A 26,850-nucleotide genomic window follows, 5' to 3' on the forward strand; every position below is an offset into this window, starting at 1 on the left:
AACCACCTCAGCGCTTCGCAGGCCTCTTCATGCGAATCGCGGAAGGAAACGGCCCGCTCATCGCCGCGGCCCGCACGCCCGCCGGGCCTCGGCCGCAGGCAGACCGGCTTAGCGTCCCGAGCCCCGGGAGCCGATATCGTCGCGCAGGGCAGGGTCGAGGAAGTAGCCCTCGGCCGCGAAGCGCTTCTTGTAGGCAAGGAAGCACATCACGACGATGGACAGCGTAGTGGCCGCCGACACCATGAGCAGCACGACGATCTGGTACTTCGCCGCGATGATGGGGTCGGCGCCGGCGAGGATCTGGCCCGACATCATACCGGGAATCTGCACGATGCCCGCAGCCGATAGCTGGGCGAGCGTCGGGGTCATACCCGCACCCACCGCCGCCTTGATGGAGGGAAACGCCGCCTCGCGCGGCGTGGCGCCCAGGGCCACCATGGTGTATATCTCGCTCGCCCGCGAATCCATGGAGGCCAGCAGCCGATCGGTGGCCACGGCCGAGGCGGACAGCGTGTTGCCCAGCATCATGCCCGTTATGGGCACGAGCTGCATGGCGTTGTACCACGGATCGGCGTGGATAACGCCTTCCACTACGATGAACGAGATGGCGAGCGAAGACACCGTGATGGAGGCGAAGGTGTCGGCCCACAGCCCGCCCATGACGTTCTTGGTGCGCCCTGTGGCAATCTGCGCGGCCGCGATGCACATACCCACGAGCACGAGCCCCACGAGCCACCAGGTCTGATAGCGAAAGAGGTACACGAGCAGAAGCCCCATGGCCAGAAGCTGCACGAAGGCTCGCACCGTGGAGACGGCGATGCGCCGAGTCTGACCAAGCCGCAGCCGCCACGACACGATACCGGCCACCAGCATGAGCAGGCTCGCCCCTACGAGCTCCCCGTAGCCGATGTTCACCACGCCGCCAGTCATCGACTCGCCCCCTCTAGGATCCCGACCGCGGCCCCCGTCCCCGCCACTGGGGTGTTGTCGGCAGTCACGGGATGGGCCTCGTAGCTGATCGCGCCATCGGCCAAGGTGAACGTTCCGCAGGCGTAGCCGTCGTCGGCCCGGTGGCGAATGCGCAGGCAGGTGGTGGCGCCGGTCAGCAGCGCCCGGGTCAGGCGGCTCACCGCCACGGCAGATTCCTCATCGAGGGCCGCCTCCACCTCGTCGAGCAGCATCACGGTCGGGCGCGTGGCGAAGGCCCGCAGCAGCGCCACCCGGGCCTGCTGGCCGCCCGAGAGCTGGGCCGCACTGTGGTCGAGGGTCACCCCGTTAAGCTGCGCGAGGGCCAGCAGCTCCTCGAGGAACTCATCGCTCGGCGGCTCCGTGCCGGCATTCACCTTCAGCGTCCAGGGAAACCGCAGATTGTCCCGCACGGTGCCCGGCACCAAAGCCGAAGCCTGGGGCACCAGGCACACACGCCGGCGCCATTCGGTGGGATGAAAGCGATCGAAGGGCACGCCGTTCAAGGCAAGGGATCCGCCCGAGCGCGGCAGCATGAGGGCGCAGGCCGCCAGCAGCGTAGACTTCCCCGACCCCGACGGGCCGGTGAGGTTGTACATCCGGCCGCCCTCCAAGGCAAGGCTCACGTCCGAGAAAGGGGCGAAGGGCTCTCCGTTGCGCTGGTATTGCACGCCGATATGTCGGGCTTCAAACACGGTCATGGCCCCATGCTACCCGACCCCGCCCGCCATGGGGGCCGCGCACCGCCAACCGTGACCTCCCCGGCAACTGGCGGCACCGCGCGAACCCCGCAGCTCAGCCGACCACCCGGCCCCTTCCGCCCTTCCTCCCCGGGCCCCGCGCCACTCCTCACGCGGGGCCCGCTCGCAGGCAGCCCATTCGCTTGATACCGCCGCCGGCCCCCTTCGGCTCTTTCGCAGCCATGCCTGCAAACACCTCTTCGCCCACAATCTCTTGAGGCCCCAGGCCCCGTCCTATTATTATGGAAACCATCATCGTAACTGCTCGACGGAATCGCACCGAGAAGAGGCTTCCATGCATGATCTGAACAAGACCATGTTCTACAAAACGGCGTTCGACATTCGCACGACGGATGAGGGCGACGATGCCCTGTGGAGCCTTCTGTGCAGCCTGCGGGCGTGGGCCACGCGCAAGTACCCGGCCCTTCCCCGGGAAGCAGCCTTCTGGAGCGCCCTCAAGCGAACAGGCCGCGTGCCCTTCCAGGAAGGCTGCCCCGTCCGTTTCCGTTCGGAGCTGTGCCTGGAAGACGGCGGGAACTACTGGGCCCTCACCATCGAGGAGATCGCCGAGGAGCCTGGTGCGGCCCCGCGTCACTGGACGACCGAGATCTCCTTCGCCTGGACGGCCGTAGATGCGGGCTCGGTGGCCGTCGCCCTGTCCTATGGCGACACGCCGGGCTTCCTCGGCCCCTGCCAGCCCGAGCCCTCGCTCACTTTCCCCGGCTTCATCCGGACCATTCTGGAAAACGACCGCCTCATCAGCACCGCCTCGGGCCGGCCTTTGTCCCTTGAGCCCACCTTGCTGCACGTGGGGCAGTTCAAAGATCTGTGGAACTTCATCGCCGATGGCGAGCGGGAGACGCCCCTCGTCTACATCAGCCCCCGTTTCGAGCCCGGCAGCGACGAACCTTTCTTCGCCGTAGACCCGAAACGGGTGGCCGCGGCCTTGGGCCCCTCGGCCTTCGTGTGCTATTCCCAGGACGGGGCATTCACCCAGGAGATGCGCGCGTGCATTCCCGACCTGGCCTTTCGCTGCTGTCATGGCACCGTGCGCGTATACGCCGGCCGTCCGCGCGTGGAAGAGCCCGGCGACGCGGGCCGCCACCGCTTCTTCCCGGCCCGAGACATCGAGGCCATGGGCGAGGAGGCCTTCATCGGCATCCTGCGGCGGGCGCTGGCCCAGGACGTGCACTTCTACGAGACCATGCTGCGGGCCGACGGAGTGAAGCGGCGCCGCGCCTGGCTCATCCACACGAAGCAGGTGAAGGACGAATCCGTCTCGGAAGCCCTGGACATGGTGGAGGCGGCCGAAGAGGAGAAGGCCGTCGCCGTCGATCTTCTGGAGGAGCTGCACCACGAGAACGACCAACTGAAGGCCCGTAACGACGAGCTCGAAAGCGAGCTGTACCTGGCCCAAGCGAAGGCGACGACCCTCGAGGGCCAGCTCAGCCGGGCGGGGCGGCAGACAGAAAGCGCCGACGACCTGCATTGCTGGCCGCTGCCCTATGAAGATATCCTTCGGCTCTTCTGCGCGCACCACGGCGATCGCGTCGATTTCACCGATCGCGCCTATCAGTCGCTGAGCGATTGCATCACGGAGCCGGCGTTGGTCTGGAACGCCCTGCACGACCTGTGCGCCATCGCGTACCCCCTCTTCGCCTCTCACGATGCCGGCGACTACGCCAAGAAGTTCAACAGCCAATCGACCTTCGAATTGAAGCGAAGCGCGGGCAAGATGACCCGCAAGGACAGCCGGCTCATGGCCCAGTACCAGGACACCTACCAGGGCCGCGCCATCAACGCGGAGGCCCACCTGGCGAAGGGAAACGATGACGCCAGCCCCAACAGCCTGCGCCTCTACTTCGCCTTCGACGAAGAGACCGGCCGCATCATCGTCTCGCACATCGGCAAGCACCTCGACAACTATTCCACCCGCTACCTGAAGTAGGCGCAGCCCCAGGCTAACGGCTACGTTGCCTTCGCCACGAGCAAGAAGGGCAAGCTGCGAGCGCGACTAGCCCCCTCCCCCTGCGGCCAACGCTGCGGTATCATGAGGTCCACCACCCCATCGAGAGCGAAGCGAGGCACCCCATGATCTACGACGAGCGCGCCATTCGAGAGGCACAGGCACTGGACATCGCCCAGAAGATGCTGGTGGCGGCGCGCACGGCGCCGAAAGGCAAGGGCGTCGACGTGGTGGAATGCGCCGTCGTGGACGGCGACGAGCGGGAGACGCTGGCCTGCGCCATGGAAGCCATCGGCAAGGAGCGCGGCCACCAGTTCTTCCTGCGCGATGCGGGCTGCGTGCGGCGCAGCCAATGCGTCGTGCTCGTGGGAACGCGCGCCAAGATGCAGGGTCTGAACTGCGGCTACTGCGGCTTTCCCACCTGCGGCCAGAAGCCCGCGGAAGCCCCTTGCGAGATTAACGCCGTGGATGTGGGCATCGCTCTCGGCTCCGCTGTGTCCCGCGCCCAGCTGTACGGGGTGGACACCCGCATCATGTTCTCCGCCGGCACCGCCGCCGCCCGCCTTGGCCTGCTCGGGGAGGAAGTAGGGCAGGTGTACGCTATCCCCGTGAGCATCAGCTCCAAAAGCCCTTTCTTCGACCGAGGCTAAAGCCGAGGCGCCGCTATCGCGCCAGCGCGCCCGCGAGAATCGCGCCAATCGCGCCATAATCGCGCCAATCGCGCCATAATCGCGCCAATCGCGCCATAATCGCGCCATAATCGCGCCATGGCGCAATTCCGAAAGGACGGATTCATGGACGCACAGGAGCTACAGAACATCATTGCGGCTGGCGAGAATGACCGCGTTGAATTCAAGCGATGCGGCAACCAGCCTGAGAAGGATCTTTTCGAATCTATCTGCGCCTTCGCCAACACCTTCGGAGGCAGCATTCTTCTCGGCGTAGAAGACAACGGCGGCCTGCGCGGCATAGCAGCCGACAGCGTGCTGCCCATATCTCGGAACATCCTCAACGTTCTCAACAACCCCAATGCCTTCGACATGCCCATTGCCGTAGAGTTCGAGCACATCGAAGTTGGCGGACGTCAGATTCTCAAAGTAGACGTTCCCAATAGTCCCCAAATGCACAGCTACAAGGGCAAGGTCTTCGAACGTCGCGGGGATGCCGACATCGTCGTACGCGGAAGCGCGCCCTTGGCCGAGCTCTGCATCCGCAAGCAGAGCATTTTCACCGAGCAGCGTATTTTCGAGCATGTCACCTTCGACGACCTCAGGGAAGATCTCATCGACAACGCCCGCCGCATGGCGCTCGCAAAGCGCAAGGACCACCCGTGGGCGCACCTATCGAACGAGCAGCTTGTGGAATCGGCCGGCCTCTACGGCAAAGACTTCATGACGGGAAAAATCGGATACAACCTGGCAGCCATCGTGCTCCTGGGGAAGGACGCGGTCATTCGCTCCCTCTGCCCGACCTACAAAACCGACGCCCTCGTCCGCCTCAGCGATACCGAGCGCTACGACGACCGTCTCACCGCGACAACCAACCTGGTGGATGCCTATCAGGACCTCGCCGCATTCGGCCGCAAGCATCTGCTCGACCGCTTCCTTATGGAGGGCGACTTCGCCGTAAGCGCTCGCGACGTGATTGTGCGAGAGCTGCTCGTCAACTGCCTCATCCACCGCGAGTTCACAAGCCCTTTCCCCGCCAAGATCATCATTGACGCGGAGGGCATCCGTACCGAAAACGCAAGTCGTGCCTCTTTCGAGGGGCCGCTTGAGCCCAACGCTTTCAGCCCACTGCCCAAAAATCCCCTTATCGCGTCGTTTTTCTCGCACATTGGCCTCGCCGAAGAGCTGGGCAGCGGCACCCGCGAGCTGTTCAAGAACTCCCGCCTCTACACCGGGCGCGACCCCGAACTGGAAGAGGGACTGGTGTTCCGGGCCTTCGTGCCGACAGCGCCTTTGAGCTCTTCTGCCGAAAAGCTTCCCGCTGCCCAGCCCCCCGAGACAGCGGAGAAAGCCCTGGACGACGCCGCACTTGCCTTAGAGTTGGCCGCAAGAAGCGAAGGCGTGCGAACCTCCGATTTGGTTGACGCGGGAATCTCCCGCCGTACCGCCCAGCGCATCATGCGAGACCTCGTCGAGCAAGGCGTGCTCTTTGCCCATGGCAACGGCCCGAGCCGCATCTATCGTCGAGAGTCGCAATCAAGCACCACTTCGAAAAACGGAAGCACCGCAAAAAACTCGCGGCGCTAGACACAAACGGACGGGGGCTCTATGACCGGCCAAGCACTCGCATGCTTTCAGGCGAAGGACGGAACAGGCACGTGGGAGGTTTTCACCTGGGGAATTGCGGTTAACGGCAAGTGCTATCACTTCACGAAGCGATCCCACATAGTGTGCGCCGGCCTGCCGGGACGCACCGAGAGACACGTTTATCAAACGGAGGAAAAGGATGACGGGTTCGGCGCCATTGCGGCGTTGGCCGTCTATCAGGAAACAGGCAGCCTTTCAGATGCCGGCCTCGCCGCCTGGGCCCTAGGCGGCTCGAGCACCAGAACCCATATCGACACCCGGGAAATCCCCGGCAACGTGACCCTCTCCATCGGGCACTTACGTGTTGGCCGCAACAGGAATCTTTCCCTGCGCTATCGGGAAGACGGCCGATGGGTTCAAGTGGGCGCCATCCAGCACTTCGCCGATGTGACCCTCGCCGCCATCCGGGCCTACCGCACAGGCGCGCTGTAAGTGTGCTCTCCTTTTCCTCCTGATTCCAAATATTTGTAAAAGTGCATATTTAAAACCTTAAATTTCCGAAGCACTGCGCCTGCCCGACGTCAGCGAACCCGACGCCTTCCGCATGGTGCTTCCTCCGCTGCGTTAACCGATCTCCAGGCTGGCAAGCACACTGGTCCTCCACGCTTTCAACTCGTCGATTTGAGTAGCAAACGTTTTGTGGATCACTTCCTTTGAAGCGGGAATCGTCTTCGAGGCAACATCGTCCTTGCCGCAAAACCCCGAGCAAGTGACGGCTAAGGCTACATATGGAAATTGGCTGCTCACTTGCTATCAATGGGGCAGCCTAGCTGCAACTACACTGTCGGCCGAGACGACGAGGAGCTCGAACCAACTTGAACTTACCTTGAGCGACGCAAAACATAGTACTGGAAAGGCAGGTTAAACTGAGGAGATTGACTCCGGAGGAATTCCAGGGTCAATCCCTATGTGCGGTCTAAGCAGCTAATTGCCCCGTCCAAGAATTGGGATACAACTCATCTTCTGGGGCTTTTATTTTGCTCGAAGCCCACCTCCGTCGTCATTACGGACGCTCCGCTGCAAGCAGCCATCAGCAGGCTTTCTGATCTACAATCAGAATACGGCAACCTGCAGAGGAACCATCTCGAGTGTCATCATTCTTTCCGCTCAAGCTAAGAATTCCACCGCGCAATTAGTCTCATTCGAGGATCAGGTCCCTCATCTAGCAAGAATTGCTATAGAGCAGTCGTCGTTCGTTTTGCGCTGAATGACCGACTCGATTGTGTGATGCAACTTTGCTTCCATAATCTCAGCATCCAGCTCTCTGCACGCCCCAAACAACTTCCCGCAAGCCACAGCCAAAGAATTATCCTTTTTGTCATACAGCGCGACCTCGGGCCCATCCGACATCGCAATGAACCCAGTCACATGGCTATTTTTTCCCATTTCTAATTTCCCCGACCTGATGCGAACCTTGTTAGGGGCCTCGCCAGAAGTCACAAAATGAGTTTCATTCGCAAACTCACCATTCTCGGGTCCGCTTATGACTGAGAGTCTTTTTCTCCCCATAAGCGTATACTCCATTCCGACAACGCCATCACCAAGGTGAATTGAAACAAACCTATCCTCCTTGACTGCGACCGCCAAAATAGTGCACGCAAGATCTCTGGCAGCGCATGGAACCAAAGGGAGCTGCTGCCTGCAGGGAACACCGCCAGCTTCACGTTCCTTCTCGGTCAAGTTGATCCCTATCCTAGACAGCTCAATTAGATCCTTTTGGATATACCTAATAAGCTTGCCCGCAAAACTCTCCTTCTGTTCTTGAGAGCCAAAGGCCTCGCCGAAATGCTCCGACAGTAATCGGAGAGCATCTTTGACAGCCACGAACGCCCCATAATGCGAGTACCGCGCGGAGCCCGCTCCATCGGCCAAGGCTATTACATGAACCCCATTCTGAAATCGCTCCATTCGAACCTGGTCTTGACAAGGAGCACCTGATCCAAGATGGCTTGATCCAACATTACAAGCGCACGCCATCCTCCATGGGCGCATGTGAGAGCGGGTGCGCGCGGCAAAACCGCACTGGCTACGAACCGAAGCAGGCCGCCGCCTTTTAAGCCTCCTGAACTTTAGAGCTCCGCCCATCCCTTTAAGCCTTCCACATCGAGAGGTACCTTGTCACCAGGCGTCGACTGAGAAACCTTCGAAACCGACTTGCTCAGCCAGGCAAAGAACTCTTTGAAGTTCAACCCCTTTAGTTTGAGAGGAGCTCGGCCCGGTGAAAACCGCGCTAGAACGTTCATATCAGCCTCGAATCCGATCCCGATAGGAAATACCGTGAGTTTCCTACATTCAACTAGATTTTGAACTCTACGTATCTGCTCATCAAGCATCGTCTGAGACCCGCCGTATGGAGTGCCGTCTGTCATCAGCACTAGCCACGGCTGATAGTAGTCAACCCCATTTCGCCGATACTCCTCTTTGCGATTTTCGAGTGAGTCTAGGGATATTTTCACAGCCTCGCCCATAGGAGTGGAACCTCCGGCAGTAAGGAAGGGAGGCCGACTGTTTTGATCAAGCGTCTGGAACTCGGTCTCCAGTTGCGCCGGCCCAAAAGTAACAATGCTAATTTCCGCTGAATAGCGGGCGATCTCGTCGGCGTTTAGGGCCTCATAAAACGTTTTAACGCCCTCGTTGAGTTCGGCGATCGGCGCCCCGGACATCGACCCAGAACAGTCTAGACACAGGCTAACTGGCACACGCGGAGTCGGATTGTCCACCAAGTCCTCAAGCTCAAGTAAGTTTTCGTTCATCCCTAGTCCTCTCTCTTATATATCTAGTCCATATTTTGCCCGGATACCCTCAACCATTGCATCCAAGCGTTTTCTCCAAAAATTATTAAACGTGTCATAACTCCCAAGCACTTTGACCAAACAGGGGCTAATGCAGTAATACAGCCTGATGAAGAGTCGACCTATGACTCTTTTGGCGAGAACTTCATCCCTATATCTCCGAAGCAAAATTGTTTGAGGGTGGTCATAAGAACCATAAACGGCAGTCGCTATGTAACAGCCTTCTGAACCTGGCTGTCCCGGTGCTTTCGATTGCTGAATTTTCGACGTACTTGGGGTTGCCCTTGAGACCGTCGTCGCATGCCTGCACGGATCCTCCGTGCAGCCAGCCTCTTTGCACACATCGCACTGCCTGCGTTTTGCTCCCCTGCTTTTCTCCCAAGCGTCCAAGCTCACCGTAACGGGAAAGCTCTTATGGCAGTTTACGCATTCACGCTGCGCGACAACCTTGTCCTTACAGTCATTGCAATAGCGCCAATGTGAAGGAATCCGAACGCTACCACAGTAAGGACAACGTTTACTGTCGGATGCCGAGTTCGCCCTGTGTCGGGATAGCTCCGGATTGTTTCTTCTTGGCCAGTTATGTTTTGAGTCGCACACAGGACAATAGGGGGTATAGTTATCCCTGTTCGGAACATACATCTTATGGCATTCCTTGCATTCTTTCATCTTCTCTCTGGAAGGGAACACTTCGAGTGCCATAGGGTCATTCTGCACCATCCTGTCAATAGCGTACCTATAATCCCTGAAAGCTCCTATCCACTGGTCAACGCTGTATCTCGCTTGCGGCGCAAAATGACTCTCTCCCTTTTTGAAGTTTTCGTAAAAGGCAAGCCTAATTTTGTAAGACATGTGACTCCAAATGTAACCCCACTTCCCGGGCGGGGTTCTATCAGTCTCTGTCTCTTTATGAGGATAGGGAAAAACACCTTCTGCAATATTTTGCTCAGGACTAGCGCCGCCTACCGCAGAATAAGGAGGCTTACCAGGCAGCATTATCATAAACAATAGAGTCGCTATGGCGAAATTCTCCATTTCTTGGCTTCTTAAGAAGGTCTTATAATCGCGCCCCTGAACCTCGGGCGCAGTATAGTTCGCCGTCCCCACTGGGCAAGGGTAGCCTGCAACTTGATAGCTATCGCAGTCGACGAAATAGACCTCTTCGGGAGAGACAACCAGAATATTTGCAGGGTTTATGTCGCCCATGATCACATTCCGATCATTGAGATATTTGATTTTCTCCAAAATCGTAAGAGAGAGGTCTATCAGGTCTCGCTTGTTCCATTTTGGGAACTTCTGCAAAAGGAGTTTTGGCTGGAAAACCGATTTGCCCAATTCATGTCCCTTTGCTTCGCGCATAAGATAGCCCACGAACTCACTCTGAGAATTGAGTATCAAAGCTTCCGGAAAGCACACACCCCGGCACGAAACCGGCTTACTGATCATAATCTCGAGCTTTTCCCTGCGGTCACTTGTCAACCGATCTTGAAAATAAATCTTTGCGACATAACCTTTAACGCTCGTCTTATATACTGCCCCCTCGCCGCCTTCGGCGAGTTTTTGAGTGAGCCATATACTTCGCTCTCGCTGACCGTCTGTCGCCGTCACGGGGATGGACAGCCTCACCCCTTTCCGGGCTCCCTCCCCAGGAAGCTCGCCGGATAGTTTTAAAACGGATCCAGCTGGCTGAATCCTCTTGGACGGCTTAAACGAATCGGCTGCTCTTGATTTTGTCATAGTTATGCATTCCACCAATTCAAACCAGCGACTTGATCAGCTCTATCGTTTGTGCTTTTTTTTCGGGATCCAACATGCCCGCGCATACCCCCAAACGCACGATGAGGCTCTACTGCGCCACTTCTCGCAACACGCCTAATTTTTATGTCATACCCTTTTCGAGGCGAAACCGATCTAAAGCGCCTAATTGATTCAAGATCCTCGGCTAAATTTCTATCTTGCGTAATAAATATCATGTTTCGCTGAGTGCGAAACTTTAACGCCACTGAGAGCAAAATGGCATCTGCAAAAGGATCATTGGGGTCTCCGACCACCTCGACTCTTCCTTCTGCGCTTAGCAACCTTATACGATTCAAAATCACTTTCGCTCGTTGCGACAGATCAAGCTTCTCCAGGTTATTGGCGTGCTTATTAAGCTCGTCGTAATTCCGCTTGGGAATAATTACTTTCCCCGCGGTCTCAAGCGACCGGAACTCTGTTCCCCAAAACCGATCTGCTTTCGCTTGCGAAAACTCAAACCTCTCTGCACCAGAAACCCCATCGGCTTTGTTCCAGCACGATTCGAGAAGACTACACGTATCGATAAAAGTGAAGATCTCCAAAGTCCTTCTTGCGCCCATCAGATCACATGCCCCGCATGAATCAAACAAGCCCTTGAGACTTTTCGTCTATAAAGGTAGTTAGCTCTTGCAAATGCGGTGCCGCACCTCTTTTTGTGCGAGGATACTCGTCATCGTGACTCCGGAAACGTTGCTCGCTGATTTCGAGCAAAGCAAGGGATATTTGAAAGTAGTCGAGATCTTCCACCTTAGCGGCCTGATTTATCAACGATTTGACACCGTCCATTTCGGCATGCGAGATGTCGTAATAGACGTCGCCAAACCTTTCCTTGATCCACGCAAATCGTAGTTTTTCTAGAGCCTGAATAATCTTTGCCTCATACGGCCTGTCGACAACGGCGCCCCCTGAGCGTAAATTGCTAGAAACTGATGCCATATCTTCGCGAGGACGACAGCGCAACTCCAGCATGCAGCCCGAGACAGGCGCCTCCTCCGCTTCGAAAAGACTCGTCTCCTTTAGGGAAGAGGGTGAATTAGAATACGATTGAGCGGGAAGGTCTTCAGATCCGGCCAAACCCCGCAATTCTCTGTCCTCAAAGCCGCTCATCTCCGCTAGAGGAACCTCATACAGCGAGTTGCACTCCTCGCTCGGAATGACCTTGACTGCTTCGTTTGCTTCGACTCTCTTGGGGTCAGAATCCATAACAGAAGCGCCCCACCCAACAATTTTCCTCATACTATCTGCCTTTTCGCTCTCAGCCGAATCTCCTAGCTGAACGAATGCTACGCCTAGACGCTTTTACCGATTGCCCAATGAGAAGCCGTAGCAGCTCAACTGCACTCCAACAGCCGCCACGCTATAATTGTTCGCATGAATCGTCCCCTCCACCATAGCCTCTCTCCCGATGGTGCCGTGCATTGTGTGCGGCGCGGAGAGTCGCTGCCTGAGTATGAGGAGCCGAGTAGTTTCACCTACGCCGCCTTTATCAGCTATCGGCATTTACCCCGAGACACCGAGGTTGCCCAGCAGGTGCAGAAAGCCATCGAGACTTATCGTCTGCCGCGCGGAGTCGTCGCTAAACAGCCCGGCGACGAGGGCAACAGTGCAGCGCGATCCATCCGCTCAAAGACCAGCAGCTCCCTCGGTAAATGCTTCCGTGACGAGGACGAGCTCGCGGCCTCCCCTTCGCTACCTGACAGCATCCAAGAGGCGTTAGCTCAATCACGTTCGCTCATCGTTGTCTGTTCGCCGGAAACGCAAGAAAGCGCCTGGATCCAGAGGGAAATCGAGACATTCATAGCCCTTCACGGCCGCGAGCGCATCATCTGCGTGCTGGCTGCGGGCAGTTCGGAGGAAAGCATCCCTCCCATCCTGAAAACTCGCATGATGCCCGATGCCGCAGGCATCATGCGCGAAATGCCCGCCGAGCCCCTCGCAGCCGACTTACGTCCCGAATCCAAAAACAAGCGCAAGGCCGAGCTTCTGCGTATCATAGCCGCCGTCGCCAACTGCAACTATGACGACCTGCGCCGACGTCACCGCAATCGAAAACGTAGGCTCATCACAGCTGCAGCATTTGCCATCCTAGCCCTCATTGCACTTATAAGTGTACTAGTCCACCAAACTGCACGCTCTTCCGAGGAGGCGCTCATCGCTGAATCGAAATACCTCGCAGCCCGATCGCAGGAACAACTCGCACGCGGCGAGCGCCTGCAAGCCATCCAGTCTGCCTTGGACGCTCTTCCAAGCTCGGAAGCGGATCGTAGCAGGCCCCTTGTTCCCGAAGCTCAAGAGGCGCTTGAAAACGCACTTCTTGTGTATCCAGATCCCGATCAGACTTGGCGCCCTCTCTATGCAATTGACTCCGATTCAGATATTGTCTCAGTCGCCCACGATGTCGATGGCGACTGGTTTGCCACGCTCAACGACTCTGGACTCATTGAATTCCGCAGCTTATCTAAGGGCGCGCTCACAGCTACAGCTCATCTCGGTGACTACGCTGAGCATCCAGAAGAATTAACACCTTCAGAATGGTCCTTAGAAGCAACGGGGGATCGGCATCTTTTGTTGATGAGCCAGCAGGCCAATGGAAGCATGGTCTGCTTCGACGCCTTAACGGGAACCCTGGTATGGGAACACGAACAGGTTTGCGCTGACTCTTTCGCCTCCGCTCAAGATGAAGATACCTTTGGCCTTACAACATTTATGGGAGACGGTAATCTGGATGTTGCCGTTATAGATGCCGCAACAAGTAACGTCAGGGAATGCCAGAGCCTAGACCTAGGTGTTTAGTGCCAAGACGTTGTTTACATCCGGGTGGCGACAAATAGGGAGGCCTCCGCCAAGCTGTGAGTTGTCTAGATTCGCAGCGAAGGGGGCCTCCCATGCCATCGCATCCTAACGCAAAGCTGACCCCGAGGGGGCGGGAAACCCTCGTTTCCCGCATAGAATCCGGCGTCGGCGTGGCCGACGCCGCCCGCCAGATGGGCGTCAGCCGCCAGACCGCGTGCAAGTGGCTGCGCCGCAGCCGGCGCGGCGAGGGGCTGGCGGACCGCAGCAGCCGGCCGCGCAGGCTCGCCAGGCTCACGCCGCCCGACGCCGAGGAGCGCGTCGCCGAGGCCCGCGCGTCCATGCTGCTCGCGCCGCTCGCGCTGGCGGCGGCCACCGGCGTCCCCGCCCGCACCTGCGCCAGGATAGTGGCCCGCCGCGGGATGCCGCGCCTCGCCGACGTCGACCGTGTGACCGGCGAGGTCCGGCGCCGCGGCCCCGCGACGCCGGTGCGCTACGAGCGCGAGGCCCCCGGCGAGCTGCTGCACGTCGACGTCAAGAAGGTGGCCCGCGTCCCCGACGGCGGGGGCTGGCGGGCGCGCGGCCGCGCCGGCCGGCCGAGGCCGGGGGCGGGCACGGCGTGCCTGCACGTCGCCGTCGACGACTTCAGCCGCGTGGCCTACGCCGAGCTGCTGCCCGACGAGCGCAAGGGCACCTGCGCGGCCTTCATGGGCCGCTGCCTGGGCTTCTTCGGGGAGATGGGCGTCTCGGTCGAGCGCGTGATGACCGACAACGGGCCGGGCTACCGCAGCGGCGAGTTCAACGCGCTGCTCGAGGGGCGCGGGGTCCGCCACGTCTACACGAGGCCCTTCAGCCCCTGGCAGAACGGCAAGGTCGAGCGCATGAACCGCACGCTCGCCCAGGAGTGGCAGTACGGCAGGGCGTGGGAGAGCGAGGCGGGGAGGGGCGCCGCCCTCCCCGCCTTCATCGAGCATTATAATTGGGACAGGCCGCACAGCGCCTGCGGGGGCCTGCCGCCCATGTCGCGCATCGTCGGCGTAAACAACCTATTGGCACACAACACCTAGGGTTCGATTCCGTCCCTGAAGTCTCGTTGCCGAGCTGGTTTGCCTCAAAAAGTAACCAGATCTTCCTTGGAATACCAGGCGGAGTTCTTGGCTTTGACCTAAACGCAGAAACCTGCACCGCCTACAAGCTCAATCCCTTGAAAAGCATCACATATTCCGTCCGCGAATTCGGCGGCATTCTATTCTGCGCTTCGGCCTCCCTCCCCGAGGAAGGAAGCGGGGGAACGGTCCCCTATGGATTCACCGCTTGGAATACCCATGAGCATAGCGAGCCACTCTGGCATGACGAGGGGAATTACACGTTTTCCGTTGCGGGCACTTCCTCGAACCTCATTGGCTTCAACGGAACACCAAATTTGCCTTGCTTTGTCTTTTCCGATGGCAATCTGGCCATCGTATGCACTGCGGGAGCAATACTTTCTGTACGTGACCCCCTTTCGGGGGATGAAATCTATCGGGAAGAGCTTCCAGCCTCCATCGTCGCAGCAAGTGAAGCTTACCTAACTGAAAATTCCGACTGTCTTCTCCTCGTCCTCAATGACGGAACACTCGCACTACGATTCCTGGAACTCTCTCCAACAATGAATGGTAACGCGAACGAGCTGCATATCCCCTACCAAATCGACAAAGCCGCCGTCGGCATGAGGAGCAATGGGGAAGCGATCGCTCTCATCCACGCCGCAAACCAACCCGAACGCATGCTTGCCTATCGCTTCGATATCGTATCCGACGATCAAAGAACTGAGTTCACTCTGGATGAATTATTGGAACAAGCATGCTCCACTCTCGCAGACAGCTATTAAGAGAGCTCTGATCATTATCTCTCCGCTTTCCATAGCGCCACCCCTCATTGCCCAACGGAGTGCTCGCCAGCGGGTATCATAGGCAGCATATCGTTTGGGAAACGGCAGATTTGCGCTTTCGAGGAAAGGAGGGATTGGCCAACGATGGCTTGCAAAAGACGCTCGGTGGCCAATCGCCCCGTAGACGCTGTGGCAGCAGCCCTCAAACGCGAGGCGGCGAAGCGCGGCGATGCCCTCAAGCCCATCGAGGTCGTCAAAGTGGCTCTGGCGACCTATCTGTCCCTTACCTTCCGTGAAGAGCGCGACGAGGAGCTAGCCGGCACCCCGCGCCTTGAGTCAGCCGACGCTGCGGGACTGCGTCGCGGCACACAGGCGGCCGTCGATCGGCTGCTGTTCAACGCCAACTACTGGCGCGCCGCTTACGAAACGCGCATCATCGCTGCTTGCACGCATCCGGAAAGCGCCCGGGCCTGCCTCGATGCCGTCTCGGTGTGGACCGCTCACACCCTGAAGCTGAACACGCTCTCGCCCGACGAGACGGTGGCTACTTTCGAGCGCTTCTGTCCGCCTTTCGCCCTCAACCGCCGCCGGGGCTCCCACGAGCGCACGCGCGCGGGCAAAGGGCCGCTGCCTGACTTCCGAACAACCATCGAGCAGCTAGAGCAACACGGGGAAGAACCCTCCGAGAGCATCGCCGACTTGCGCTTCCTCCTGCAAACCATGGAAACCGAAGCGGCTGCCTACGAAACGCTCAGTACGGCAAGCCCCGTCGCGCTTACCGTACTGTTCTCCATTCTGCCCGCCTGGTGCCTGCAGAATCGCATAGACCTCGTCAGCGGCCCTTGGTGGGACGATTGCGACGTCATGAGCGCCATCATCGATGCGCTTCATGATCGCTTCCTTGAGCTTGGTTTCAACGATGCCGTCTGCCAGTACTTTCACGACTCCTGCTACGAGGCGCTCGACGCCTACCACCGCGACCTCTCGAGCGACCCCAGCCCCTTCGCCGATTTCGCCATCCCCCAGCTTATTGCCCTGGTGCAGCAGGCCCGCGAGGATTGTCCCAACTTCGAGACCGACGGCTACGGCGGCACACTGCCACCATGGCTCATCAGCAAGGAGCAGCTCATCTGGAATATCCTCGTCTGCTCCCTCTACGGCCCGGCCAGCGCCCGGCCGCTGCTGGTAGATTCGCCCGATCTGCTGTCGCTGCAAGGCTATGCCGGGAAGACCGACGCCATCACGGAGCTGGCCCAGACCTCGTTCATGCGCTACACCGCCGACCGCATCGCCTCCCAGGCCGACCAGGAGTTCGCCACTTTTGCCAGCCTTCCTGCCGACCTGCGCGATTCATCCATCGCCTACATCAGCAGCATCCACCGCAAGCTGGACACCCTCGGCTACGAGGTGCTCCCCGCCGGCAGCTGCTATCCCGATCGCTGCGTGGCCGCCTTCACGGCCAGCGAAGTGGAATGCCTCGCTATTCTGGAGCATCGCCGTTGGCTGCGCGAGCGGCAGAAGGCCGGCTGGCGCTACGGTTCTTCCAAAGACGTGGAGCATAAGCGCAGCCCCTACCTGGTGCCCTGGGAGGAGCTACCCGACCGCGCCAAGGAATGGAACCGCTCCGCCGTGCGCAGCATCCCCGGCCTGCTCGCCAGCGTGAACCTCGCCGTGGTGAAGTAAGTTCCTTCCCATACCTTGGATCCGCGTTGCATCGCCTCCGTGCCGCGTCACTGCGGTGGGGGTGTCTGCAAATTCGCAAGCGCGCCTACCAGCTGATATCCTCCATGATCGCCACAACTGTCTCGCACGCCTCAGCGAGGGTCATGCTTCCCACATACGGATACCTATGGGCATACGCCGTCCATCGATCCTGCATGACAGCGTCAGAAGTTACCTCAGCCATCACCTCACGGTAGCGACCCATCCCGCCAAATGAGCCGCGCTTCTCAGACGTAGCCGCAAGGGCATCCCGGAGCACACCCAGTTCCACCTCCGCCTTCCTTGTGAGCCAGAGCGTGCGCAGGTCGTAGTAGTCGCGCGGCCGCGTGTTCGCGATACCGCGGCTCACAACCGTCTCCAGCTTTTCCGCCAGCGTAGTAGGGAGCGGGTAGGCCATGAGCGAGAGCGAGCGGTTGTCAAACATGAGTGGGTAGCTGTACTCAACAGCATCGGGCGTGATCTTGTCTCCTGTAGTCACATCGACGGTGACAGGCGAACGCATCTTGTCATAGCTGGCCAATAGGTGCACGCGTATACCTGGGTAGTCGTCGGCCTCGCGAATATCCTCAGTGCGGACGAACTCAAACGAAAAGTCGTCATCAGCCTCTACGGCTGCAATCTCGCGGAATGCCCTCTCTGCGCTCTCGTGGGCAAGCGGGAAGCCGCGAACTGTCGCGTCGAGGTCCTTGGTACTTCGCCTATCAACCCCCACCAGCGAGCTGATGAGCATGCCCCCCCTTTTGACGACGACCTTGTTCCGCCACAATGAGAGAGAGATATCCGCTCGAGCAACCTCTCGAGCAGATAGTTCTGCATCACCAACTGCGGCGGTACCCCGCTCTCCTTGGCGCGATTGCCAATAATAGCCTTGAGCTGCATTGCATTTTTGGTCCTCACAGCAGCACCTCCAAGTAGTTGCGTATCTTTTTCTCTACACCGAGTGCTTGCGCGTAATCCAGCAGCTTCTGAACGTCCTTCCCCCCGCTGCGGGCGTACTGCTTCATCGCCGGATTGACCACCTGCACGTCAACGACACGACGTCCCCGGACGATGTCGCAGAGCGTGCGCTCCAGATCGTAGGCGCTCACCTCGTTACCGTACGGGGTCCTGATCGCCGTGAGTCCCAGACCGAGCACCTCATCCGCACACGTGCGCACCTCGATGCCCGCCTCGCGCGCCTTGGTCGCCCCGTACGAGCGCGGGAAGGTCATCGTGAGTTGAAACGGCACGCGATCGGCGTAACCGTGGAGATAGAGCGCAGTTCCGTCCGAGAGGATGCCTTTGGGGAAGCGGAGTTGGGTGGCAAGGAATTCGTCCTCCCATGCGCCTGCCAAACAGTAGACACCGCGCTGCACACGCTCAAGATCGCCCGTCTTCACCATGTCCGAGATTCGCGCTCGGGGAATCCCAGCGCCCACAACCTGCGCCGTCGTCACCAGACCGCCGTTCGATTCCGCCAAGTCGACGATAGCTTGCACGCCCATCACCCCTTTTGTCCGTTTACGCTGAATATCTTCCCATATTAAGTCGATACGGACAATAGGAGAATCGGAAGAACGCACCTGCCTTCCATCCATCAAGATTCAGTTGAACTCTCCTCGTCAGCACCGTCCAGCCTCTCGCTCAAATTCCAACAGGCAGCTGCCGGCCGTAACGCACGAGAACGGGCAATCCTTGAGGTCGCTGCGAAGCTTGAAATCAGCGAGCTAACACCGCGACGCTTGATCCCTCAATTTGCTGATGACGGGCTGCTCATCGCTGAAGGCTCAGCCACTAATCGTATCCACTGCACACCAAGCAAGCCCTGAGAAGAACGGCTCCCCACGCTCGCAGCTTGGACGAGGCGGGGAAGGCGATCATAAGAATAAGACGAGTTAATCGCTATCCGTATCGTCCTCCACCAAGCACTTAACGATGTCAACACAAGTGAAATTCGAATCGCGGGTCTTAATCTCGCTATCAATAAATCTAAGCTTATCAATGCCATCGCGGTAAAGCGCAAGATTGAATGCATTGCTTGTTATCCCGGCGGTTTCCACCGGCACATAACACGAACTGTAACGAATGCCGCAAGGATTGCTTTTCTTCAGAACATCACACAGCTCATTGGTCAACTCATGCAATTGGTCTCGCTGGTTCATAACGGCAAATTTGAAAGGCAGTTCCAGCCCACCACGCTCGCGAGCGAGGTCGATCCCACACAAATCCTCAAGCCTAATGCGTCCGTAACGACCATCTAAATAGTCAAACAAATCACTGTTTCGTTCGCTGCGCGAGGGCGCTATAAGGAAGGCATTCAGAATCAGGCCAGCCACATCATGAAGAGCGTTGGATTGACTCCCTTTTACAAAACCGCCTACCGTTATGTCTCCGGCGCATTCATAACGCGCAAGCGCGTACTTTGCGCCAGGAGCCGTATGAGTCTCGAGCAAGCAAATAAATTCTTGGCTAGCGACGTAAAGAGACTCTTCACCCTGATGGTTGGCTCTACCGCGATTGCGCATAGGAGGAGCGCTCCACGCCGAGGGATGCGAATAATTCGCGCCTTCCTTATAATCGCGCACACGATAGAGAACGGTCCCCTTCTTTATCGTGCTTGAACCAAAGTCGAAATGGCAACCAGCGCGCTCCAAAGTAAGATAGTTAACAACGACGCCCAAAAGGCTAACACTATCGAGAAGCGCCTTGTACTGAGCCTCTTCGATGCGCTGTGCATCACCGCTCAGCACAGCCTCATTCAGTATATCAATGCTCTTGCGAGTGAAGCCATCAGTCTCACCTTGCATGTCAGTCAACATGAACCTGTCCGTTCACAAGCATAGGCAGTAGCCAATCACGCAAAGCAGATAGCCGATCAACTGCTTTTGCAACCAAAATCAACTGATTGAAAATTGGGGCAACTTTATCGTAATACCGCGCTAAAATCAATTCGGTTGGCATGCTGAAGCAAGTTTCAGAAACGGTCACTTTGTTGATGTGCGGTTGCTGAGCGCCAGTTCTTAGCGTGAGATACCGAGGAACTTGAGATTGTACGAACGGATACAAAAACTCTGTATGCAAAGTCCGGTTCTCAAGAATTGCAACGACCGATTGGTTAAAACACGCATCTATAGCAAGGATGGAAGGACGTATATAACGAGTTATCGAGAGCAAGACCGACCCAGCGGGAGCGAAGGACGTTGCCGAATTCTCTACACCGGCCTTCGTAATGTTTTTCTCGGCCCTGAGAATCGGAGATACCGCAACCTCGGCCGAGTTCAGCCAAGGCATACCCCCGCCCCAAAACTCTCGAACTGAAGTGTCAGGGGTTCCACCCAGTCTAAGCTCGCACTGCTTCCCTATTTTTGTCACTTCCCATCCCTCAGGGATTTCGCGGTTGAGGGTTTCGTCGTAGACCATCTTGCCGCCGCTGGAGCGGTAGGGCTTGCCGTTCTCGTCGGGGAAATCGAACTGTGTGAACCAGTAATCGTAGATGAGACGAGCGGTATCCTCCAACTCCGTCATTATCTTCTTGTTCAGCGCGATCTTGTCGTCGATGGAGCGAAGCACCTCTGCTATCTTTACCTGGGCCTCTCTGCCTGGAAGCTCAAGCTCAAAAGAAGCGAGATTCTCTTGGTTGAGTTTGGGCTGAGCGCTGCCAGTAATCAAGCCTCGTAGGTCAGAGGCCATCAGGTAATAATAAACGTAACGAATATCGGCAGTGCCATTACCCCCGATAATATGCGCATGGTTGTTAACCCAAAACCGGCCTGTAGCCCATGTAACTATGGGTTCACTTAAAGTCTTTAAGTTGTTGCCGTCTTCGGCAACAAGGACATACTCCCCGTCAAAGATATAATCATCAATATAGTCGACTACACCTTGCGCGCCGTAATAGGGGTAAACCTTTTCACGATTAGCTCGTTCAGCGGAAGAAACTGGTATGCGCTTGTAATCGAGGATATCGACCGCTTGACCCAGTTTCACCTTATTCATAGCGCAAGCCCTTAAGCTGCTCCATGATACTTGCTTGCAGCTTCTCACCTTGAGCAAACATATCCTGCAGGTTGGTCATGTGCTCGGAAAGCTTTGCATCAAACTCATCCGGCGTGAGATCGACGTAGTCAATCTTCACCTCGAAGTACTGGCCCGCACTGAAAGAGTAATTTTTCTCCTTGATTGTGTCGTAATCGACGAGAACACTGAAATCCTCCTGCGTCTCTGCGGCATTAAAGGTCTCCACGATGCGCTCGACCTCCGCGTCGGAAAGGAAGGTGCGCTGGTTCTTGCCGTCGACCTTCTTCTTCTCTCCCAGCTTGGAAGCGTCCATGAGGATTGCTTTCTCGTGCTTGCTGGAAGCGTCCAAAAACACGATGCTCACGTTGGTGCCCGTGTTGGCGAAGATGTTCGACGGCATGCTCACCACGCCGCGCAGCATCCCCTCGTCCACCATACGCTTGCGGATGGCCAACGGAATCTTGCCCTTGGCCGTGAGAAAGCCCGTGGGCACGACCATGGCAGCGCAGCCACTCTCCTCCATGCTCGCAACGATGTGTTGTAGGAACATGAGGTAGATTTCCATCTTCTCGGGCTTGCTCGTGATGTTGGGTACGCCCGCCCAGAAGCGCTTCTGGTAAGCGTCACCCGCCAGCTTGTTGCGAGTATCGGAGAAGTCAGCCTTGAAGGGTGGATTGCTCACGACGTAATCGAACTTGCGGATGCTGTTGCCACCAACGGCAAGATGGCGGGGGCTCTCCAACGTGTCGTCGTGCACCACATTGGGCAGGCTGTGCACCAAGTTGTTCAGGATGAGGTTTAGACGCATGAACTCGTTTGCCTTCTGGCTGCGGTCCTGCGTGTAGATGGTGCAGTTCTGCTCGCCAATGCGGTGCGCCGCCGCCAGCACCAGCGTACCCGTGCCTGCGGCAGGATCGTACACCGCCACATCGCGGGTGCCCTCGGGCACCAAGATCCTCGCGATGATGTTGGCGATGGAATGTGGCGTGAAGTACTCGCCGTAGGTGCCGCTGTCCTTGTTGTAGTCACTGATAAGGTATTCGAACACCGCCGCGAAAAAGTCATACTTTTGGGCGAAGGCGCGTTCGAACGAGAACGCCGCCAGCTTGGTCACCAGCTGCGCGCAGAAGCTGTCGCGCTTGCCCTCCTCCACGATAAAGCGCGAAACGCCTCCGAACAGGCGGATGGACTGCCCTTGCCCGGTCTTCACGCTGAACACGTCTACGTTGTCGTCAGCGATACCAGCCAAAGCACTGTCGAGTAGCTCAGCGAAGCCGCCCTTCTCACTACGCTCCATATCCTTGCGCTGGAACAGGCAGGAGATCAGATATTCGGGTTTAAGCAATGCCGTACCCTCAGGGAGCCCCATCAAAGCGAGTTCGCGATCATTCTCGTCCATGACGCTGTAGGCGCGCTCCACGTTCTCCACGCCCTTGAACTCGTCGAGCTGCCTCAGCTCGTGCAGGAACTTGTCGTTTAGAAACTTATACAGAAACGCTTCGGTGATGATCTTGTACTCCGAGCTGTCGTTGGCCAGGCCGGCATTGGCACATACGGTTTTCAGGCCATCGATCATGGCCTTGGTGTCAGCCAAGGTGTCGGTTCCGGGAAGGCGGTTCTCTTCTGCCATTTAAGCGGCACGTCCTCTCTCGTCTACGTATTCCTTTGAGACGCAATCGGCAACGCTCTTTACCTGAACGGCATTGTATTTCACGCCCGCGTCCTTGCAGGCGCCCACCACCAAGCGAAGCACCTGTCTGGCAAAAAAGGCAGCATTGCCCAACACGTTGCGGTTGTTCATAACGGCCTCGTCGGCCTCTCGCTTCACACTGCTCAAAATGCCGAACATCGTGGCAGGGCTCGTGGTTAAGGGCGGCGGTGTTCGCATGGCCTGTTTGTGGACGCGCGCGAACTTCTCGTCGCCGTCGTACTTTTTAGCAAGAGCGGCGTTGCGCCGGTTGAGGTCATTCATCTTCGCACGAAGAGAATCGAGCTCCTTCGTGCTCTCCACCATGTCAGCGCTCGCCATCTCCTCAATGTTCACCTTTTCAAAGCGGCTCCTCAGCTCTTCAAGCAGGTTCACATACTCGGGATCTTTGACATCAAAGTTGTGAGCGAACGACTCATAGGTGCGCTTAAGTTTATCCTGGAATTCGTCGGCCAACTCTAGCTCCTCGCTGCCGATGTTGCGGAAATGGAACTCCATCTTGCTCAGCAGTAGATTCACCGCGCCGGTCGACATATCCTCAAGCGCCAGGGCTTCTTTGTTGTTAATGGTCTGGATGCGCAGGCTCACCTCACCCAGCATCTCACGGGCGCGCTCCACGTCGAACTTGTCGTAAAACTCTTCGCGGCCCTGCTGTTTGACCATGTTTCGCAAGTCCTTGTAACGGGCCAGCGCCGCGCGCAGCTCGTAAAGTATGGCCTTGTCATCGATGGTGCTTATCTCAGTCTTGAACTCCACCATGTTGTCGGTAGTGTAGGAGAACAGCAGGTCTTTGATCTTCGCCAGGTCGGTCTTGATGGTCTCGGGGTCCTCGAACAGACTGCTGTAATCTTTGGCGGCGTCGCCCAACTCCTCGGTGAGCTCGGCCAGGTAGGCCCGGTTAGTCTTGTCGTACTCTTCGGTAATGTCGGCGAAGTCCACCACGTAGCCGAAAGCCATATCCTTGTAGGGACGGTTCACGCGCGTGAGCGCCTGCAAGAGATTGTGCGCCCTGATGGTTCGGCACAGGTAGAGCTTCTTCAGTCGGTGCGCGTCGAAGCCCGTGAGCAACATGTTGAACACCACGAGGATGTTGATAGGGCTGTCGTCTTTCTTGAAGTTGTCGCAGATGGCGCGCCGAGTCTCCTTAGTGCCCTCATCGTGCAGGATCAGCTCGGAGTCAAGCCGGTGGCGCGATTCGGTCTCTCCGTTGATCACCAGCTCGGTGGAAACATCGGGGTCGAGCTCGGCCAAACGTGCGTAGATGGCGCGAGCCTGTGCGGAACTGCGCGCCACCACCATGGCGCCGATGCTCTCGTCGCCCAGGGTGATTTGGCTTTTCAGGTAGTCATCAACTATATAGTCGCACAAGGGATCCACGTAGCTCTTGTGCGCGTACACCCTCTCCATGTCGACAAGCTTCTTCACCTCTTTAAGGTCTTTCAAAACCTCCTGCATCTTTAAACGGAACTCGGTCTTCACGGGCTCGCGCAGTAGCTTCAACGTATGGCCGTCGGCAATGGACTGGTTATAGAAGTACTTGTGTATGTAGGGTCCAAACACTTGCTTAGTGTCATTTCGGCCATCCTTGGTGTTTACCAACGGCGTGCCCGTAAGGGCGATGCGCACGGCCTCGCGGTCGGATGTGACCAGATTGGTCAAAAACGCGCCCCCATGCTTGTAGTCTCGGTGCGCCTCATCGATGAAGTAGACGCGCTGCACGTCCAGGTCGTAGTCGAAGTCGGCGACGACGGCTCCCTCATCGAACTTCTGAATGTTCACCACCGTGATTGCGGGCACGCGCCCAGCGCTCACCACACTCGTGTCTTCACCGATGCCCTTGAGCGAGCGGGCGAACTCCTCCTTGCTGTTTGCAAGGGTCACTACCGCGCCGCGCGCCTCGAACTCACCTTTAGCTTGGTCGGCCAGGTCGAGCCTATCGACGATGAAGAAAAAACGCGCAGCATGATTTTTCGCCTGGTAGTAATCGCGCAGGTAGCGCGTTAGGAAAAACGAGAGTGCCGTCTTGCCGCTGCCCTGCGTGTGCCAAACGACACCTTTAGTGCGCCCCTCTTCCAAGGCGCGGCGCACCGCCATGGTGGCGAAGAGCTGCGGGTAGCGCATGACGTGCTTCTCGGTATGCTTAATGCCCTCGTCGCTCACCTTCTCCACATAGGCGATGCCATAGTGCAGCAGGAACAGGAATCGCGCAGGCGAGAAGACAGATGTGATGATTCGGTTCGCGGGAGTCGTAGGGTTGATGGAGCTCTCAAGCTCCGCCGTACCGTAGATACTCGCCATATTGTTGTCGCGCAGGACGAACTTTTCTATCGCCGAATCGCGATCGGCCACAAGGCGCGCCATCCCCTCAGGATCCTCCTCGCGAAAACGGTTGAACTTCAGGCGCCCATAGGCGCTCGCCGCATAGAAGGAGCCTTGTATGGGCTTACGCTCCTCGTCGTCATATTCCTGGTTGTTGGAGAACACCATGATCTGCACGATGTTCGCGAAGTGATGGTAGGCCTCGTTCTTGAAGCGCACGTGCATCCGATCATGCTCGGCTAGAATGCCGTCCTTGTTGTTTTCGCGCTTCACTTCCATGAAGCCTAGATGTTTAGTGCCAAGACGTTGTTTACATCCGGGTGGCGACAAATAGGGAGGCCTCCGCCAAGCTGTGAGTTGTCTAGATTCGCAGCGAAGGGGGCCTCCCATGCCATCGCATCCTAACGCAAAGCTGACCCCGAGGGGGCGGGAAACCCTCGTTTCCCGCATAGAATCCGGCGTCGGCGTGGCCGACGCCGCCCGCCAGATGGGCGTCAGCCGCCAGACCGCGTGCAAGTGGCTGCGCCGCAGCCGGCGCGGCGAGGGGCTGGCGGACCGCAGCAGCCGGCCGCGCAGGCTCGCCAGGCTCACGCCGCCCGACGCCGAGGAGCGCGTCGCCGAGGCCCGCGCGTCCATGCTGCTCGCGCCGCTCGCGCTGGCGGCGGCCACCGGCGTCCCCGCCCGCACCTGCGCCAGGATAGTGGCCCGCCGCGGGATGCCGCGCCTCGCCGACGTCGACCGTGTGACCGGCGAGGTCCGGCGCCGCGGCCCCGCGACGCCGGTGCGCTACGAGCGCGAGGCCCCCGGCGAGCTGCTGCACGTCGACGTCAAGAAGGTGGCCCGCGTCCCCGACGGCGGGGGCTGGCGGGCGCGCGGCCGCGCCGGCCGGCCGAGGCCGGGGGCGGGCACGGCGTGCCTGCACGTCGCCGTCGACGACTTCAGCCGCGTGGCCTACGCCGAGCTGCTGCCCGACGAGCGCAAGGGCACCTGCGCGGCCTTCATGGGCCGCTGCCTGGGCTTCTTCGGGGAGATGGGCGTCTCGGTCGAGCGCGTGATGACCGACAACGGGCCGGGCTACCGCAGCGGCGAGTTCAACGCGCTGCTCGAGGGGCGCGGGGTCCGCCACGTCTACACGAGGCCCTTCAGCCCCTGGCAGAACGGCAAGGTCGAGCGCATGAACCGCACGCTCGCCCAGGAGTGGCAGTACGGCAGGGCGTGGGAGAGCGAGGCGGGGAGGGCCGCCGCCCTCCCCGCCTTCATCGAGCATTATAATTGGGACAGGCCGCACAGCGCCTGCGGGGGCCTGCCGCCCATGTCGCGCATCGTCGGCGTAAACAACCTATTGGCACACAACACCTAGAGGCATGCCATTCACCAAGAACGTGATGTCGGGCCTGAAGCTATCCTCGCCGTTGGCGTAGGGCAGCTCGGCAACCACGGTAAAATCGTTGTTAGCGGGGTTTTCGAAGTCGATAAGGCGGTAGCCCTCCACACTCGACTGAAGGGAGGCGAAGAACGTGCAGCCCAAGTCGTTGCCCAAGAGCTTGAGCTTCAACTGGCTTACCAGGTGATGGGCTTTGTCGACATCAACAGGCTTGCCGTTGATGCGCTCAAGCGCCGCGCGAAACGGCTCGAAGAAGATATTCGTGTCAGCATCGTAATCGATGCCTGAAACATCGCCCTTGATGGAGCGATAACGGTACCCAATGCGCGTGGCATGAATAATCGCAGGAAGCTTTACATATTTGTCTTCTGGCCTGCCCACAATTTCACCACCTTACCCGCAAATCCTTATTCATAAATTATATAGCTTGTGGTCAATCAGGCCTATATGCAGCAAAGCTCGGTGATCCTGCATCGGGGCAATGG

General features: G+C 58.3%; 23 protein-coding genes. 9 read left to right on the forward strand and 14 right to left on the reverse strand.

Translation table 11 applies throughout. From position 1 onward, the window contains the following. Positions 1-108 precede the first annotated feature (108 nt). Together C811_RS12320 and C811_RS0103810 are read right to left on the reverse strand one after the other, a co-directional pair. Complete coding sequence (locus C811_RS12320; protein ID WP_016309978.1) at positions 109-930, reverse strand: ABC transporter permease; 822 nt, start codon at positions 928-930, stop codon at positions 109-111. Continuing rightward, a complete protein-coding gene (locus tag C811_RS0103810) occupies positions 927-1,667 on the reverse strand; it encodes an ABC transporter ATP-binding protein (RefSeq protein WP_016309979.1) in 741 nt (246 codons plus the stop codon). The genes C811_RS12320 and C811_RS0103810 overlap by 4 nt, the downstream gene beginning before the upstream one ends. 334 nt (positions 1,668-2,001) lie before the next feature. On the opposite strand from C811_RS0103810, the gene C811_RS12325 reads away from it, so the two are divergent. From C811_RS12325 to C811_RS12340, 4 genes are all read left to right on the forward strand, one after another. Continuing rightward, positions 2,002-3,654, forward strand: coding sequence for a hypothetical protein (locus tag C811_RS12325; RefSeq protein ID WP_016309980.1), 1,653 nt, complete (start codon positions 2,002-2,004; stop codon positions 3,652-3,654). Positions 3,655-3,797: 143 nt separating this feature from the next. Next, on the forward strand, positions 3,798-4,322 hold the full coding sequence (locus tag C811_RS12330) for a ferredoxin domain-containing protein (RefSeq protein ID WP_016309981.1): 525 nt from the start codon (positions 3,798-3,800) through the stop codon (positions 4,320-4,322). 144 nt (positions 4,323-4,466) lie between these two features. Further along, positions 4,467-5,927: an RNA-binding domain-containing protein gene (locus C811_RS12335; RefSeq protein ID WP_016309982.1), complete on the forward strand. Its 1,461-nt coding sequence runs from the start codon at positions 4,467-4,469 to the stop codon at positions 5,925-5,927. 21 nt (positions 5,928-5,948) lie between these two features. Next, positions 5,949-6,419 (forward strand): hypothetical protein, encoded by a 471-nt coding sequence (locus C811_RS12340; protein ID WP_016309983.1) that lies wholly within the window; start codon positions 5,949-5,951, stop codon positions 6,417-6,419. A 726-nt stretch (positions 6,420-7,145) separates the two neighbouring features. On the opposite strand, the gene C811_RS12345 is transcribed toward C811_RS12340, so the two are convergent. The 5 genes from C811_RS12345 to C811_RS12355 are packed head-to-tail and all read right to left on the reverse strand — an operon-like array spanning position 7,146 to position 11,812. Further along, positions 7,146-8,072: a PP2C family serine/threonine-protein phosphatase gene (locus C811_RS12345; protein ID WP_016309984.1), complete on the reverse strand. Its 927-nt coding sequence runs from the start codon at positions 8,070-8,072 to the stop codon at positions 7,146-7,148. Further along, positions 8,057-8,740: a vWA domain-containing protein gene (locus C811_RS12350; RefSeq protein ID WP_016309985.1), complete on the reverse strand. Its 684-nt coding sequence runs from the start codon at positions 8,738-8,740 to the stop codon at positions 8,057-8,059. Before C811_RS12350 ends, C811_RS12345 begins: the two co-directional genes overlap by 16 nt. A 15-nt stretch (positions 8,741-8,755) precedes the next feature. After that, the gene (locus tag C811_RS16305) at positions 8,756-10,516 is read right to left on the reverse strand and encodes a CFI-box-CTERM domain-containing protein (RefSeq protein WP_016309986.1); all 1,761 of its coding nucleotides are present in this window, start codon (positions 10,514-10,516) and stop codon (positions 8,756-8,758) included. Positions 10,517-10,518: 2 nt separating this feature from the next. After that, positions 10,519-11,118, reverse strand: coding sequence for a PIN domain-containing protein (locus C811_RS16705; protein ID WP_156997098.1), 600 nt, complete (start codon positions 11,116-11,118; stop codon positions 10,519-10,521). 40 nt (positions 11,119-11,158) lie between these two features. Then, entirely contained in the window at positions 11,159-11,812 is a 654-nt protein-coding gene (locus C811_RS12355) for a hypothetical protein (RefSeq protein WP_016309987.1), read from the reverse strand. 186 nt (positions 11,813-11,998) lie between these two features. Here C811_RS12355 and C811_RS12360 point away from each other — a divergent pair, with 186 nt between their 5' ends. From C811_RS12360 to C811_RS12375, 4 genes are all read left to right on the forward strand, one after another. Further along, positions 11,999-13,369 carry a toll/interleukin-1 receptor domain-containing protein gene (locus C811_RS12360; protein WP_022926597.1) on the forward strand — a complete coding sequence of 457 codons (1,371 nt, stop codon included), beginning with the start codon at positions 11,999-12,001 and terminating at the stop codon, positions 13,367-13,369. 92 nt (positions 13,370-13,461) lie between these two features. Then, positions 13,462-14,433, forward strand: a complete 972-nt coding sequence (locus C811_RS12365) for an IS481 family transposase (protein ID WP_016308509.1) — start codon at positions 13,462-13,464, stop codon at positions 14,431-14,433. Positions 14,434-14,459: 26 nt separating this feature from the next. Further along, positions 14,460-15,236 (forward strand): hypothetical protein, encoded by a 777-nt coding sequence (locus tag C811_RS16710; protein WP_156997099.1) that lies wholly within the window; start codon positions 14,460-14,462, stop codon positions 15,234-15,236. A gap of 144 nt (positions 15,237-15,380) precedes the next feature. Then, positions 15,381-16,919 (forward strand): RyR domain-containing protein, encoded by a 1,539-nt coding sequence (locus C811_RS12375; RefSeq protein WP_016309990.1) that lies wholly within the window; start codon positions 15,381-15,383, stop codon positions 16,917-16,919. A gap of 85 nt (positions 16,920-17,004) precedes the next feature. On the opposite strand, the gene C811_RS12380 is transcribed toward C811_RS12375, so the two are convergent. From C811_RS12380 to C811_RS12400, 6 genes are all read right to left on the reverse strand, one after another. Next, a complete protein-coding gene (locus tag C811_RS12380) occupies positions 17,005-17,724 on the reverse strand; it encodes a nucleotidyl transferase AbiEii/AbiGii toxin family protein (protein WP_198010033.1) in 720 nt (239 codons plus the stop codon). Positions 17,725-17,851: 127 nt separating this feature from the next. Continuing rightward, on the reverse strand, positions 17,852-18,535 hold the full coding sequence (locus C811_RS12385) for a type IV toxin-antitoxin system AbiEi family antitoxin domain-containing protein (protein WP_244874339.1): 684 nt from the start codon (positions 18,533-18,535) through the stop codon (positions 17,852-17,854). Positions 18,536-18,832: 297 nt separating this feature from the next. After that, positions 18,833-19,756, reverse strand: a complete 924-nt coding sequence (locus C811_RS12390) for a hypothetical protein (RefSeq protein WP_016309993.1) — start codon at positions 19,754-19,756, stop codon at positions 18,833-18,835. Then, the gene (locus tag C811_RS0103825) at positions 19,746-20,933 is read right to left on the reverse strand and encodes a restriction endonuclease subunit S (protein ID WP_016309994.1); all 1,188 of its coding nucleotides are present in this window, start codon (positions 20,931-20,933) and stop codon (positions 19,746-19,748) included. The genes C811_RS12390 and C811_RS0103825 overlap by 11 nt, the downstream gene beginning before the upstream one ends. After that, positions 20,926-22,584 (reverse strand): HsdM family class I SAM-dependent methyltransferase, encoded by a 1,659-nt coding sequence (locus tag C811_RS12395; protein WP_016309995.1) that lies wholly within the window; start codon positions 22,582-22,584, stop codon positions 20,926-20,928. Before C811_RS12395 ends, C811_RS0103825 begins: the two co-directional genes overlap by 8 nt. Further along, a complete protein-coding gene (locus tag C811_RS12400) occupies positions 22,585-25,260 on the reverse strand; it encodes a DEAD/DEAH box helicase family protein (protein WP_016309996.1) in 2,676 nt (891 codons plus the stop codon). A 109-nt stretch (positions 25,261-25,369) separates the two neighbouring features. Here C811_RS12400 and C811_RS12405 point away from each other — a divergent pair, with 109 nt between their 5' ends. Then, entirely contained in the window at positions 25,370-26,341 is a 972-nt protein-coding gene (locus tag C811_RS12405) for an IS481 family transposase (RefSeq protein WP_016308429.1), read from the forward strand. On the opposite strand, the gene C811_RS12410 is transcribed toward C811_RS12405, so the two are convergent. Beyond that, positions 26,321-26,746, reverse strand: coding sequence for a type I restriction endonuclease (locus C811_RS12410; RefSeq protein ID WP_016309997.1), 426 nt, complete (start codon positions 26,744-26,746; stop codon positions 26,321-26,323). The genes C811_RS12405 and C811_RS12410 overlap by 21 nt on opposite strands. Between the last annotated feature and the right edge of the window lie 104 nt (positions 26,747-26,850).

It is taken from the genome of Adlercreutzia caecimuris B7 (assembly GCF_000403355.2).
GTDB classification, from domain to species: domain Bacteria; phylum Actinomycetota; class Coriobacteriia; order Coriobacteriales; family Eggerthellaceae; genus Adlercreutzia; species Adlercreutzia caecimuris.